Origin of the sequence: Croceitalea marina (assembly GCF_042684265.1) — a bacterium.
GTDB lineage: Bacteria > Bacteroidota > Bacteroidia > Flavobacteriales > Flavobacteriaceae > Croceitalea > Croceitalea marina.
Genome location: NZ_JBHULB010000007.1, coordinates 13,623 through 27,867, shown reverse-complemented (window position 1 = coordinate 27,867; position 14,245 = coordinate 13,623). Strand labels below are relative to the sequence as shown.

Annotated in this window: 14 protein-coding genes; 8 read left to right on the top strand and 6 right to left on the bottom strand. The window is 42.7% G+C overall.

The annotated features are described in order from the left end of the window. Nucleotides 1–3: 3 nt before the first annotated feature. The 3 genes from ACFSQJ_RS04155 to ACFSQJ_RS04145 form a co-directional block, all read right to left on the bottom strand. Complete coding sequence (locus ACFSQJ_RS04155; protein WP_377765817.1) at nucleotides 4–1,338, bottom strand: hypothetical protein; 1,335 nt, start codon at nucleotides 1,336–1,338, stop codon at nucleotides 4–6. A 64-nt stretch (nucleotides 1,339–1,402) separates the two neighbouring features. Further along, nucleotides 1,403–2,218: a hypothetical protein gene (locus ACFSQJ_RS04150; RefSeq protein ID WP_377765816.1), complete on the bottom strand. Its 816-nt coding sequence runs from the start codon at nucleotides 2,216–2,218 to the stop codon at nucleotides 1,403–1,405. A 111-nt stretch (nucleotides 2,219–2,329) separates the two neighbouring features. After that, nucleotides 2,330–3,541 carry a hypothetical protein gene (locus tag ACFSQJ_RS04145; RefSeq protein WP_377765815.1) on the bottom strand — a complete coding sequence of 404 codons (1,212 nt, stop codon included), beginning with the start codon at nucleotides 3,539–3,541 and terminating at the stop codon, nucleotides 2,330–2,332. A gap of 104 nt (nucleotides 3,542–3,645) precedes the next feature. Here ACFSQJ_RS04145 and ACFSQJ_RS04140 point away from each other — a divergent pair, with 104 nt between their 5' ends. The 8 genes from ACFSQJ_RS04140 (at nucleotide 3,646) to ACFSQJ_RS04105 (ending at nucleotide 9,046) form a co-directional block, all read left to right on the top strand. Further along, nucleotides 3,646–4,455, top strand: coding sequence for a M23 family metallopeptidase (locus ACFSQJ_RS04140; protein WP_377765814.1), 810 nt, complete (start codon nucleotides 3,646–3,648; stop codon nucleotides 4,453–4,455). Nucleotides 4,456–4,808: 353 nt separating this feature from the next. Beyond that, entirely contained in the window at nucleotides 4,809–5,138 is a 330-nt protein-coding gene (locus ACFSQJ_RS04135; protein ID WP_377765813.1) for a hypothetical protein, read from the top strand. Between the two features lie 202 nt (nucleotides 5,139–5,340). Further along, on the top strand, nucleotides 5,341–5,787 hold the full coding sequence (locus ACFSQJ_RS04130; RefSeq protein ID WP_377765812.1) for a JAB domain-containing protein: 447 nt from the start codon (nucleotides 5,341–5,343) through the stop codon (nucleotides 5,785–5,787). Nucleotides 5,788–6,009: 222 nt separating this feature from the next. Next, nucleotides 6,010–6,798 (top strand): hypothetical protein, encoded by a 789-nt coding sequence (locus tag ACFSQJ_RS04125; protein ID WP_377765811.1) that lies wholly within the window; start codon nucleotides 6,010–6,012, stop codon nucleotides 6,796–6,798. Continuing rightward, complete coding sequence (locus ACFSQJ_RS04120; RefSeq protein WP_377765810.1) at nucleotides 6,795–7,280, top strand: hypothetical protein; 486 nt, start codon at nucleotides 6,795–6,797, stop codon at nucleotides 7,278–7,280. Before ACFSQJ_RS04125 ends, ACFSQJ_RS04120 begins: the two co-directional genes overlap by 4 nt. Before the next feature lie 171 nt (nucleotides 7,281–7,451). After that, on the top strand, nucleotides 7,452–7,808 hold the full coding sequence (locus ACFSQJ_RS04115) for a MobC family plasmid mobilization relaxosome protein (RefSeq protein WP_377765809.1): 357 nt from the start codon (nucleotides 7,452–7,454) through the stop codon (nucleotides 7,806–7,808). Further along, a complete protein-coding gene (locus tag ACFSQJ_RS04110; RefSeq protein WP_377765808.1) occupies nucleotides 7,789–8,832 on the top strand; it encodes a relaxase/mobilization nuclease domain-containing protein in 1,044 nt (347 codons plus the stop codon). The genes ACFSQJ_RS04115 and ACFSQJ_RS04110 overlap by 20 nt, the downstream gene beginning before the upstream one ends. 10 nt (nucleotides 8,833–8,842) lie before the next feature. Further along, a complete protein-coding gene (locus tag ACFSQJ_RS04105; protein ID WP_377765807.1) occupies nucleotides 8,843–9,046 on the top strand; it encodes a hypothetical protein in 204 nt (67 codons plus the stop codon). A gap of 549 nt (nucleotides 9,047–9,595) precedes the next feature. On the opposite strand, the gene ACFSQJ_RS04100 is transcribed toward ACFSQJ_RS04105, so the two are convergent. From ACFSQJ_RS04100 to ACFSQJ_RS04090, 3 genes are read right to left on the bottom strand one after another with little or no spacing between them, the layout of a single operon-like run. After that, nucleotides 9,596–10,423 (bottom strand): GNAT family N-acetyltransferase, encoded by an 828-nt coding sequence (locus ACFSQJ_RS04100; protein ID WP_377765806.1) that lies wholly within the window; start codon nucleotides 10,421–10,423, stop codon nucleotides 9,596–9,598. A gap of 1 nt (nucleotide 10,424) precedes the next feature. After that, on the bottom strand, nucleotides 10,425–13,493 hold the full coding sequence (locus ACFSQJ_RS04095; RefSeq protein WP_377765805.1) for an AMP-binding protein: 3,069 nt from the start codon (nucleotides 13,491–13,493) through the stop codon (nucleotides 10,425–10,427). Beyond that, nucleotides 13,494–14,240 (bottom strand): class I SAM-dependent methyltransferase, encoded by a 747-nt coding sequence (locus ACFSQJ_RS04090; RefSeq protein WP_377765804.1) that lies wholly within the window; start codon nucleotides 14,238–14,240, stop codon nucleotides 13,494–13,496. It lies immediately after the preceding gene. Between the last annotated feature and the right edge of the window lie 5 nt (nucleotides 14,241–14,245).

Below are 14,245 nucleotides of genomic sequence, written 5' to 3'. Positions count from 1 at the left end.
GTGTTATTTGTTCGCTTCCCATCCCTTGCTCCACCTTTTTGATTTTTTCCGGGGCCAACGAACGGACTTTTTTTTTACCATGATGAGTTCATCATTCCAATCCTTTCCCATCTTTGGTTTTGCCATATGGATCTTGTTGCCCGTGTAAAGCCTGCTTAAGGCATGCATCGCCGTTTTCCAATAGGCACGGGATATCAAGGTGTTGTCGCCCATATCCAGAATCTGCTGAAGGTCCATTTCCCAAATCACCTTGTCCTTGAAGCAAAGGGCCTTTTTCGTACCCTTTGGATGCCCCTGGAACCTCTCAGCTATCCGGGTATTGAGACGTTCACTGTCCCTTTCCATCTGCCCGTGTCCCCCGGAGCGGTAGTTCAGCCGGATTTCCGCAACGGGGCGTTTCCAGACCACCTCCATGAAAACAGCTTTGGATTTCCGGTTCATCCAAGCGGACAAAAGCCTCAGGTCATATCGCATGCCCTCCATATCACAATCAAATCCGAGGAGTAGGGGCAGGTGGTCATTAGGGTCGACCAATGCTTTCCATTGAAAAAGTTGTTCCAACTTTAGGTCATCGATATGTCCTGAGAGCGAGATGTAAAAACAGTTGGGCCTCTTGTGCAGCTCGTGGTAGGCCAAGGCGTCAAAGGCACCTTCAAAGCACACAATCCTCCGAGCCTTGATATCCGGATTGCTGACAAAAAGGTATTGGTAGCGTTCGTTGAGGAACAGTCGGAATTTTTTGGTCCTACCGTCCCGTCGGTCCGTATAGGGCCGATTGTACAGCGTATAGTTCTTGACAATACCATCAACACCGTATTTCGGTACGGCGATATTGGCAATACGCCCCTTGTTGTCATTGACATGGAACGCATTGAAAATACGCCCCTTAAAGGATTCGGACTCAAAGGTCACCCTGTCTAGGCCACGTTCCTTTATCAGATAGTCCCATCGGCTCAAGGGACCGATACGGTACTTTTCCTCAAGGGATGGTGATGGTGCAAGCTGTTTTTTTTCGGCAGTAGGCTCTACGATTTCATAAGACCGCTCTATGCTTTCCAATCCCTGTCGTACCGCCTCATAGAAATTGGCCGATCTGCGCTTGAGGAAGGTGAAGAATAGGCCCTTGTCCAACGAATCCGAGCGATTGAAATAGGTGACCGGGCTTCGTTTGGTCTGCAGTACAATGCGGTCCCCGTCCTTTTCAAACTCCGAAGAACCAGCGCTGCGCTTTATCAAGCGATATCCCATGGCCCCCAAATGCCCTGGAAAATTGATTTCCGTATTGATCTTGGATATCAGGGCCTTGTAGTGGCCCGGATCTTCCGAATAACTTTTCATTGAAATACGATTCTGGTGATAAAAAGGCCGTCCGCACCGGACGGCCCTTATGGGTAGTTCCCAATCAAAGTTTTACCCCTCTACTGGGCGTCTTTTTTTTTTCATCGGTGACCACTTCCATTTTCATGGCCTTGGCCATATCGATATTCTTGGTGATAAAGGTCTCCTTTCTGGGCGACCAGCTGACCAGATAGGGTTTGCTGCCGTTGGCCTTGCTCTTTATCTCGATTTCCACTTCCTTTCCGCTGTTAAGGGCATTGGCCTGTTCCGAGGTCAATTTCTCTCCATAGATATAGGTGTTGGGCGTAAGGGCTGGTTTGGTCCGTATATCCTGGAGTCTTGGTTCATAATAGGCCAGTTTCTGGAAGATTTCCCCATCGTTGGTACTTCCCTGGAACACGATGAATTCTTTTTTCTCGACCATTCGCTCAAATTCCTTGGCAGTGAAGGTATGGTTGTAGGCTACGGCCTTTTTTAAGGTCACCGGCTCGTTCCTTTTGTACTGCACATCAAGACGGGAGCCTTGGCTGCGGTCATACACCATTTGGATCATTTTCGAACTGTCCTTCAACTGCCCTTCGGAAATGTAGGTGGATTCGTGCATGTACTCCCTGCCTTGCACAAGGTTGTCCTGGATGTTTTCGGGCAGTTTTTCAAAACTGATGTACTGTCCCTCCAATTGCTCCTTCACATCACCGTATGCATACCGTTGCGCCGGTGATTTCAGGGGTTCCAACCATCTACTGTTCCTGGGAAGGTCAAAAACCTGTCCCTCGTTGGTCTTGATCGATACGGTACCGTCCTTTTCGGAGATGACCGTACCCTTTTGCCACTTTTGGTTCACTTTGACGAAAACCTTTTCTTGGATTTGTCTTTCCATTTTAAAATTGAATTAAGGATTAATAATAATTTTTAACTTTACCCTCTGGATATGTCTTTCCATTTTCATATCCGGAATTAAGGATAAAAGGGGCGGGAGCGCCCCTTTTTTTTATACGGCCATGCGAAAGGTTTCCATTGCCCTCTCGCCGCCATAGACACCGCTCCGTTCCAATTCCTTGGCCCAGTTCGCATCCACGGGTTTTATAATCTCTATGGTCTTGCCCATATAGTTTCTGTAATAGCTCCACAAAAAGTAGCGGAGGGCGTTTACATCAAAGGGCAGACGGCATAGGATCATGTCCTTTTCCCGTGTGAGTACGATGCTGTGCTGGTTCAATAGGGATTGGTCCGGCATCTTATTGAAGCCCAGATAATCCTGGGCCAGTGAATTGTTGAATTTCTTTATCTCATTGAATAGATTGGTGAGGGCCTTGTCGGATTCCGGGGCGAAACGGATGCCCAAATGATCCTTGCCCATCCGCACCAAAAATTTGGAATCGTTCAAAAATGACATCAGCATAAGATCTTGGATATATCCCTCTACTTTGGACCTCCCCGTAAGACTAAGGGCCATTTTGTTCAATTTGGTGGTCTTGTGGATACGCGCCAAAATCTTTGCGGTATCGTAGTTGATGTCCAAAAACGCCAAGTATACCACATTTCGCAGTTGGAAACGGCCATGGAAGGCCAGGGCTTCCATGGGACTTCTAAGCACTACCAAGTGTTCGATTGACTTTGGCACGTTACTGAACCAAACCGATGCCGATAGGTCACTTTCCCCCAATAGCGAATGTCCGTTGCCATCGGCAATGACATAACCGGTCAGGGCATTGGCAAGATTGTGGAACGGAAACACCAGCCTCCCCTTGGTATCGGTGAACACTTTTCCCGCGAACTGGCCTTCGTGGTCATTGGAGACTTCATGGGAGCGTAGGGAATGGGCCGCTATCATCCCTTCAAAATGGTTGTAATCTTTCCCCTTTATTTCGAAGGCACCGTTTTGGCTCCCTTCCAAGCGGAAAAGACCCTCCCGCTCCAACTTCCCATAAAAAGCATCGATCTTGGACCAGAGCCCCTGTTTTGTAGTGCCTTCTGTTTTGGATAGCTGTTCCAACACAAGGTCAAAGACTTTCAGTTTTCGCTCCGGACTGCGGGCCTTATAAAAGCGTTGCCCCTTTTCGGTCTGGATGACCAAGGTATGGTCCTTTCCCATCTTATAGCTATGGAAGCCGCTTTCCCTGCGAAAGGGCTCAAAACCAAAATACCTGAAAAGGGCATTTAGGTCCAGGCGGTCGTCCCATTTTCGCCATTTGTTGTTCATATGTATATTTTTATATGTGTAAAAATCGATTATATTTGCAAATAACACTACAAATATAATTAAATTTTGGAAATGACCAACCCAAAGCAAAAATCCTTCTGAGCATGTGGCACCGAAACCTCAGATCGAAGTTCAGGTCCCTTACCGAAAACTGGAGGGCCAACTATGGATTTGACCGGGTGCAGCAACAGATAGACTCCAAGGATACATCCCATTTTACTCCAAATAATGGATATTATTGGGCCTTTATTGGACTGTTTTTCCTTAGCTGGGGACTAGGTTTCTTTTGGGCGGACGATTCCATTTACTCGCAAGTGATCATAGAAAGGTCACCGACCCTTTCCCTGGAAAATAGGCAAACGCTCCAAGGTGATATGCTCTACAAGGGCATGGCCCTAAAACTATCGGAGATTACCGACTTCGCCCAAACGGAGAAATTGCTGCGCTTTTTTGCCATGCGACCGTCCATTCTGGACAGTGTGCCTTCCTGTGTCCCCCTTTACAAGGAAAGCTTCGTAGTATCGAGTCCCTACGGGCAGCGGTTCCACCCCGTCCATAGATTTACGCAACACCATTTCGGAGTGGATTTGGCCGCAACCGCGGGAACCCCCATTTATTGCACAGCGGCAGGGACCGTTACCCATGTTGGCAACGATCCAAAGGGTCACGGCCTCCACGTAATTGTTACCCATGCCCATGGGTTTGTGACACTATACGGCCATATGGACCAAGTGGCCGTCACCATCGGGGAAAAAGTTCCCCCTCATGAATATATCGGCACAGTCGGAAACTCAGGCCTTTCGACCGGACCACACCTGCACTATGAGACCATCAAGGACGGAAATCGATTGGATCCCGCGCCTTCCTTTAACATCAAATATGAGGTATACAGACGTTTGAGCCAAACGAACTGAAGAGGATGTCATATGATCCTTACCTGACAGTTCCATTCCATTTCAAAAGTACTTTCATGGCATATTTTGGGCGTTCGGGCCCGCTTTCCGCTTAAAGTCCCCAAGGTGACCCTCTAGTGGGCACCTTGGTGAGCTATCGCTGCAATCGGTAACGCAGCGCCCCATAGGGGCGCATTTTTTGGATAGGGCAAATGAAGTGAGAGGTGGTGTAACCCTTTGAAATACTATACTTTATCGATGATTTGGGGTAAATTGAAGGTGTAACCGAAAACAGAGAATCCATACTAAAAAGCTGTAAAGGCCTGATTGAAAGGGACATCCAAAAGTTCACCATTTCCCTACACTATGCCCAATTGACCAATCATACAAAAAGAAGAATAAACCCTAAAAAAAGAACCTATGCTACCCTTGGAGACCCTTTATTCAAAACTGCCCTTTTTGGGCTTTGCCTTCTTTGTCGCCCTGACCCTGAAAGGGCTGTTCCGATTGAAACGCTTTTTACGGCTTCCCCTATTATTGTTCCTGTTCCTGCTATTGGCCGTTCCCTTTATCAAGGATCTGCTCTGGCTATTCGCTGCAATGGAACTGTCCATTTGGGGCTACTATCTGGCGAGCAAATGGCCATGGCCGATTGCCTGAGACCGTTGAAGGTTCAGAAATGCCCGGTCTGTGTTTATCAATAATGCGATAGGGCGTGAAACCGCCCTATCGCATGGGCTTTTCCCATACTTTCCGTTGCACCCTAAAGGGTGCCTTTTTGTGGTTAGGGAGAAAGAAGTGAAAGGTGGGATTTGAAGGGGTTGTACTGGTTTTTAAAGGGATACGGCCGTATCTTGAAGTAAGTTAAGGTATTGAAAAACAGATAAATAAATGGTATTGCGGAGTATGGGGACAATCAATGAAATAGAAGTGAGTTATCGGCATGAGATACCCGCATCCCACTGGAAGAAAATAGGTTCATCAGCGGATGCCGCCGAGGTCTTGTTCGAGCATTGGGACAAGGGCACGATTGGATTGCAGGAATCCTTTAAAGTGGTATTGCTTAACAATAGCAATAAGGTCAAAGGCATCTACGAGATCTCCAAAGGGGGGATAACGGGAACCTTGGTCGATCTGCGCATCCTTTTTGCAGTTATCCTCAAGAGTCTTACCGTGGGCATCCTGATTTGCCATAACCATCCGAGTGGTACCCTAAAGCCAAGTGCCAACGACAAGAGCATCACCAAAAAGATACAGAACGCCTCTAAACTGTTCGACATTCAGGTTCTTGACCACATCATACTGGCTCCCGATGGTTCCTACTACAGCTTTGCTGACGATGGGTGTATCTAATGCTATTTCCATGGGTTCAGTAAAGACATTCCAAAAAGGGTGGATTTTGGCTTGAGGATAAAGAACCATAAAAAAGCACCAATGCCAAGAAAATATCGAATTATAGATTTTCAAATGAGTCTTTCATTGGTGCTATGTAGTGCCATGGGTTTTTTAGCCTTGCTCTCTTTCCTCTTGGCAAGGGTTGGTTAAAAGAATACTTCTTTTGCCTAAATTTACCCTATGTCAGAAACCATCCATACCGTTTTGGACCTATCACGCCCCGTAGGCAGGCTATCCTTCAGGGAGGTCTTTCGGAATGCGGATAGTTCTTCCCCTGACAACACCAACCTACGACTGTCGGAAGCACAGTTCATTTCACTTGTGAAAGTGCTGTTCACCTACGGCCTTCATTACGATGAGGTCGGTCAGGAACAAAGACCGTTTTTTATGGAATCCATAAAGGACAATGAACTTGGCCTGTTCGATATACCAATGACCTTTTGTGCCCATTTGCTGAACAATTTGGACGAGGGGGCAAGGTTGGAATTTCGCAAACTCCTTGAGATGGACCATAACCTAAGGGATATGCTGTCCAATGAACAGCTTATGGACTTTGTGGAAATGGAACTTATCGACCCATCGGTTTCGTATCGGAAATGGGAATATGGCCGTTATGCCATGGACCACATGGCTACATCGTTTTTGGGAAGTGTGGATTGGAAAACCGAGCAGCTTGCCGTTGGACAAGATAATTCCAAAATAGAGGATTATCTCGAAGGTTTAGATAACCGCCTAGACCTTTTTGGCACCGAGCTGGACGACCATGAAAAAAGCCTATTGTTGCTGATGTCCAAAACCAAAGTATTGGAACAGAATTACACCTTGATGGATTATATGCTTGCCGGGGATATCGTTCAATCCAATTTGGTCGGGCTTACTTTGCGGAAGGAGAGATTGGCCACAGTTTTAAAGACCACCATTGAAAATGGCCGTTCAAAGGGAAGGGACAAGGGAGGGCCCAAACCATGAGCGACGTCGGTGCCTTGTTGCGATACCTCAAAAAAAGAGACCAAGGGACAGAGACCTTGATCGAGGGAAATACCTATACCTCCGAGCAGATAAAATTGGCCCAGCAACTCTTGATGGATGCCCAAAAGGAATTGGACCAGTCCCGAAAAAAACCGAAATTATCCCGTAGGCGCGCTTTTATCGTAATTCTTGAAGAAGGCTATTATGATGTCAAGGAATATCCAAAAGGGCTTACCCTTGAAAGCATCCATAGAAAAGCTTCGCAACGATTTGAGTTTTCCCATCGTGCCATGAATTCCTTTGCTAAACCCAACGAGGTTCATCCAAAAGACCCTTGTAGCTATTATGAGAACGATGGTCTCAGAAAGGCAAAATACCGACAGACGCTCGCCCATTTGGTCACCTATTCCCAACTATACTTCAGAATAAAGGAAGCGGTACTATCGCTGGAGGAAACCTACAGGGATATTCTGCAATGCTAACCTTGTGTAGCGTACAGCAACCCGAGTACGCTACTACCAAAAATACATCTAATACTATCCTAGGTTTGTCCTAAGTAAATCGGAGGTCACGAAGCAAGCCATGTTTTTGTAAACAAAAACTGCTCACTCTGTTCGCAAGGCTTGTTGGGGATCCTCCCCAAACCCCTAGATATGGCACGACCAAAAAAGGATGTAAGGGCATTAAAGGCGATAATCGTGAGCTTTAGGCTTAATGTGGACAGGTACCTGGAATTGGCCAACAATGCCGAGACCTTGGGCCTTACCATTCCAGAATTTATCCGAAAAAAGATATCCGGTGCAGTGCTGACAAGGATGCGGTATTCGCCCATCGACCGAAAGGTGTACGTGGAGCTTTCCCGTATCGGGAACAACATCAACCAACTGACCAAACAGGCACATCTGGGTATGCGGAACCCAATACATCTCGGTGAGCAATTGAAGGAACTTAAGAGCCTTTTGGACGAACTCAAATCAAAAATCCTAATCGATGATAGCAAAGCAGATTAAGGGAAAGGATTTCTATGGGCTCTTAGCCTATAACGAGAAGAAGGTCGAAAATGACCAGGGCTATGTGCTGGACAGCAGTATTACCCATGATACCGTGGTCAATATGACAAAGGAGTTCAACATCGTCCGACAGCTGCGTCCGCGACTTGGAAAGGCAGTCTACCACGTATCGCTCAACCTTCCCCCCGGTGAGAATCTGGGGGATAGGGAATTCACGGCACTGGCCTTTGACTACCTCAAAGGAATGGGCTTTGATAGTAACCAATACATCATATACCGCCATACGGACACCCAGCACGAGCATATCCATATCATCGCCAATAGGATAAAGTACTCGGGAGAGGTAGTCTCCGATAGCAAGGATTATAGACGAAGTGAACAACTGGTGCGGAAACTGGAGGCAAAATATGGCCTTTCCACTTTGGAAAGCCCAGAACTTAAAAAGAAATCGGGCATTACCCAACAGGAAATCGAAAAGGCGATACGCACGGGGAAAGCTCCCATAAAATTGGTCCTTCAGCAAAGGATAGATGGCGCGATGCTCCGTTCGAACGATATAACCTCCTTCATCAGGGAGCTCAAAAACAAGAAAGTATACCCAATGTTCAATGCCAGTGTGACCACGGGAAGGGTGACCGGGATATCCTTTGACCACCAAGGGGTGGTTTACAAGGGCAGCACCCTGGGAAGACAATATTCATGGAACAATATCATCAAACATCTGGATTATGACCAAGCAAGAGACTGTTCAATTATTCTCGAAAATAGCAGACCAAGTAAAAGACATGCACGAGCTGTTGGAGAAATCGGACATGGACCGAAAAGAGCTATTGGAACTCCAAAAGGAGATGTTGAGAGGGCTAAAAATGCTCATGAAAAACCAGAATACCATGTGGGAAAGGATAAAACAATTGGATGGGTAAAGCCATTAGTAGACGACAATCCCTGGAGCGCCTTTAGGCTGGAACTTGAAGAACAGGATAGGTACAAGCGAAAAAGAAAAAGAAGGAGGAGAAGATCTTAAAAGTCTGTGAGTGGATTTGGTGAACAATAAAATACTCGATGCCGTGGTAGAAACCCTCACTATAGAGGAGCTTGAAGCCATCCTTGTCCGAAAGAAAAGGGAAAGGGACGGAATCGATGGTGTACCAAAACCCAAACCCATGTCAGAAAGGGAAAAACAAAAGGTACATTGGATAAAAGTTATGGTTTCTATGGGTATAATTTACCCTCCATAGCTCTGTATAGTATCCAAGCAAGATTTCCAATTATATATTCATCCAGTGATTTTAATGTGTTCCGTGAAAGGTGCAATTGTGGTACAATTAAAAAAGACCAAAATAGGACGTGACAGTTTAAAAGAATTAATCAATCGAAATAATCCATACCAATTAAACTGTTTTATTGGCACCGTTTGAAACTAAAAGGGTGGCACCAACCCATCGAAATCAATGGCGAAAATCGAATAGTTGTAACCAAAATTCAAAAAAGGCTTTAACCTTGGATACGAAATTGCCAGCGAATTAAACTTGAGATTCCCAATATTTAAAAACAAAAATTCAACTGATTCTCCATCCAATGCTATTCAAGCAGGGATGCTTCGTTACATTGATGAAGTTGTGTGCTCGATAATAACAGAAATTGAAGAATCGTTCAATCATGGAAAAACTAGCATGATACGGCAGAGTAAGGATAGATCAAAGAATAAGGGGAATAATTTAACTCCTTAAACAAGAAACGCAGGAAATTATTAATTGGTGAAGTATCGTAATTCATAGTGTGCTTTCTTAATTCATGTCCATTCTCATTTCATATTGATTTAAATAAACATCGAAACCTTGAGACTTGAAAAAATCAATAACCACATTGTTGGAAGCATCGAGGTTTAAAACGCTCAGATTTGGGTTCCTTTTGGATGCGTGGCCAAGTAGTGCTTTCCCAATCCCTCGTCTTCTGTGAACTTTGCTAACGTTAAGTCTTAAAATTCTATTAGAAAGGTTAAGGATTAAATTTCCTGCCACTGTGTTATTTTCTTTCACTACGTACTGCACCAACTTTTCTTTTTGAGAATCAATAGACTGAATAGAACTTTGCCAGGCAGGAATCATATCGCTAACGATTAGGTCAGATATAATTTCATCCGATGTATAACGGTGAATTTTATAGGTGTCAGTGTATACTATTTCTTTTTCAGTGCGCATACAACTCAGTAGCCGATATTCTTCAAAACCTATGCTTTCATATATCTTTTTTGCCACAACATTTTCCTTGATTACTTCAAGTTTGGAGTGTTTAATGCCTTTTTCTCTAAGTATCGGAAGGATGTAATCATACATTTTTTTAGTCATTCTTCTTCCTCTATATGGAGGGAGAACTCCAGTACCTCCATTATAAATGCATTGCTCTTTAGTATTGAGGCCATGTATAATGAATCCCACTAGTTTTTCATTATCAAACACTCCTACCGAGAGATCAGGTTGTATGTTGTCTGCTTTGACTTTGAACTGCAATTGTTCTAAACTCAAATTGAAGGGAACAAAATAATTTTCAAAAGATTTGTTGAAAACGGGAAGCAAATCTTCCATACTCGTATTTTCAAGAGTCCTTAACTCCATTTTAATTAAGCTTTAGAAGAAAATCTTCAAAGATTTCTTTTATGGTTTTTTCAGCGTTTTCTACATGGTTTACCAATTCTTCCAGGGCACTTATGTCGATAAAGACCTTTTCCGGGTGAATACTTACAGTAATGGAGATAGGAAATCTACCAGGAACTTGATAGTGAGGGTAGTTTTCTATGCTTAAACCATTTTGATTACTACCGCCTAAAGTTTCTTCGCTCACCGTACCCACATCCACCATGTTTAGAACGATGTAAGGTCGACCATATTTGTTGGCGTTCAAATCGATTGGTAATCTTTCTAGTGTGGCGAATAGATTATCCTGCACATTTTTCAATTGATTTTGAAGTGTACTCATTCTGATTGTGCGGAAAGGAATAAAATATAAAGTATTTCCCAAAACCGACTGCTCATACAGATGCCTAGAGGAAATAACATTGTGATAAATCATTCTAGAGCCATCGAATGATTTATCCAATACCTGCTCGAAGATGGCGGTAAGAAGAATCTGAAGAGAGGTGTTATAGTGCTGAGCAAAAGCGTTTAATTGTTCTAATTCTTCGGACTTAATTACAAATTGCCGATGCTTAAGCAAACTACTATCAAATGTTTCACTAGGGGTCAGTCGCTCAGAATTTTTAAACCATTGAAATCTCTTTTCCCAAAACTCCTGATGTTCCTTATTGGATAAGTCCGATGCATTAACGATTTCTTTTAGCGAAACCAACTTGGAATTTGCTTCATATCCTTCTTTCTTTTGAAGGGTGAGATAAGCTTTCCTTATCTCCTTAAAAATTAGATGCACAGAAGTCCCATCCATTTTTGTCAAATGAGTAAGCAAGGCAAATAAATGTGATTTTTCGCCTAGCCGTACTACTTTAAATTTAATTACGGGATCACCTTCCCGAAATGGTGTGCCTCGGTATTCCGCCATATAATCTGCTACCGCTTGGGATTCAGAACCCTCCATATTGATAAGGTCCAATGAAGATTGAAAATAGGGTAAATTTTTGTCTCCCGAATTTTGTTGAAAAAAGTTGTATGAATCAGTGACCTTATTGATAGCATCCTCCAGAAAAGAAACATCCAAGTTTCCGGTTACTGAATATATATACGGCATGTTGAAATCAACGGATTCACGCTCCCCTCCAATCCAATGGGTAAGTTGTGCTTGAGTAAATAATTTTCTGTCGCTAGCCTCATCCAATTCTTCTGTTTTATCCGTAATATTGTTATCCGGAGCCGCTTCTGCCAAGATCAATTCTTTAATGCCAGCTATCGTAGGTTGGTTAAAAATGCCCTTAAGGTTTAGTAATACTTTTTTCTTCTTATAAATTTGAGAAATCATTTGAATGGCCTTTAAGGAAGTACCTCCCAATTGGAAAAAGGATTGTTCTCTGGTTACCGAAGGTACATCAAGTAATTTTCTCCATATTTCAGCTATCTCCATTTCCAATTCATCTATGACTTCTTCTCCCACTGAATGGCTCGGCAAAGGTATACTGCTCAGTTCCTTCTTGTTCACTTTTCCGTTGGGAAGCCGGGGAACTTCCTCCATCGCTACAAATAAGGCTGGATGCATGTAAAGAGGAAGGTTGGCATTAAATAATTGTTTCAAAACATTGCTTTGATCCAAATCACTTTTAGATTTGTAATATAAAACCAGTTTTTGTTCTTTTCCTCTTTGCGAATGGATTTGCGCAATAGCCAGATCTATGTCATCTGCTTTTAAAGCAACATTCTGGATTTCAGGTAATTCGATTCGATTGCCATTATACTTGACCACATCATCGGTGCGACCATGAAAATTTATGTTACCATCAGCATCAAAACTTCCAATATCTCCGGTACGGAAAACGATATCTACAAAGTCATTGTGCATAGGATTTTGGATGAATTTATTTTTATTTAATTCATCATCATTATAGTATCCTTTAGTTCTAAAGGGTGTTTTTATTAAGATTTCGGCTTTTTGCCCTTCTGAACACATTCGCCCATTTGAAATCAACAAGGCACTTGTATGAGATATGGGTTTGCCAAGGTGGATAATTTGATTTGAAGCATAATTTTGAAAAGGTACTTGGTAAAAAAACTTTGCCAGAGTGGTTTCCGATGGACCATACAGGTTGACCAATTGAATTTGATCTCCTAAGAGATCAAACCAATTGTTGACATCCCTGCCATATAGTGGTTCTCCTGCGATAAGAATACTCTTTAGTGTTGATAGGCAAGGAATTAGAAACTTATCATCCTCTAATGCCTTTATCAATAACCTGAAATAGGAAGGAACACAGTGAATGATTTTTATTTCAGAGGATTGTATCCACTGGATAAATCTATCAATCTGAAATTTTAATTGACCCGGAGGAATACAAATGGTACCTCCAACAAGGATGGGAAGAAAAATATCACGTAGACTGACATCAAATGAAACTGGTGCCAATTGACTCACATTAGCCGTATGATCCAGTTTTAACATACTAGCTTCCCAATGTATAAAATGACTAAGGCTTTTATGAATACCTTCGATTCCCTTTGGTTTATTGGTAGAGCCTGAGGTAAATAAAAGATAGCAACTATCCTTGCCGTCTATGTCGACACTTAAATTCTCTATACTTAAACTTTCAATATCAACTAGCCTATCATTGTCGCGCAACTTTAATCCTTCCTCACTGTAACCTAAGATTATGCTGTCCTTGACATAATCACCTCGTAAACAATTGAGTAAGTTATTATTTTCTTCGGTAGAAAAAACAATTTTGGGCTTTATTTCTGCAATAATACTTTTAAGTCTGTTTTTAGGATAGTTAGCCTCCAATGGTACGGCAATGCACCCATTTTTCATTATCGCAAAAAGACATACCAAATACTCAATAGAGTTGGACATCAGTACTCCAATTAAATCTCCTTTATTTACCTTTTTCTGTTGTAATAAATGGGCTAATTGATTTGCCAACTCGTTCAAGTCTTTATAATTGATTCTTAAATTTCCCTGGGCAATGGCATCCCAATGACCGTTTTCTGCACTGTGTTTTTCAATAAAGGTGTGCAATAAGTATTTATTCATTTAATTCTTTTTAAATGCTACTATTGAAATAAATCTATTCTCTTGATTTACCAAAATCACATGTTTAAATCCAATTTTCTTCAAAGTGCCGACTATGTCATCTAAATAGGATTCTTGGTCTCCTTCTCTCTTTTTTTCTCTGGTATCATTTCGTTTGATATTTCCTAGGCTGAGTTCTTCCAGTTCTATACCCTCCTGTTCAATACCTAAATACTTTTTGAGCTTTCGCTGAATATCTCTGTAGGCAATATGAGCCAGAAGTTTTTGTTCACTCGGGTCTTTCAAAGCAAAAAGATCGAAAAGGATGAATACTCCTCGGTCGGTTAGTTGATTGAAGATTTTATTGTAGAGGATTTCTTTTTGAGCCTCATCGATATGATGTATGGCTAGACAGGAGAAAATAACATCGATTGGATCCACGACATCTTTTAAAACCAAATCTTGAAAAGAGGAATGTACGTATTCGACTTGGATATCGCGAGGTGATAATTTTTCTGTGGCCTGAGCCAACATTTCATCTGATCCGTCGATTAACACACCTTTAATATTAGGGAATAAATCAAAAAAGGAACTCGAGAAGAAACTAGTACCGCATCCCAGATCTATAAATGTCTTTGGAGTATAGTCCAGAAAAGTGAGGATGTCTTCTAGAAGATACTTGTGCAGAATTCGATTTCCTTTTTCGAACTGTGCATTTTCGTCGTAGGATGCCGCCTTTTCTCCTTTATATACTTTGTGTGATTCCATTATTG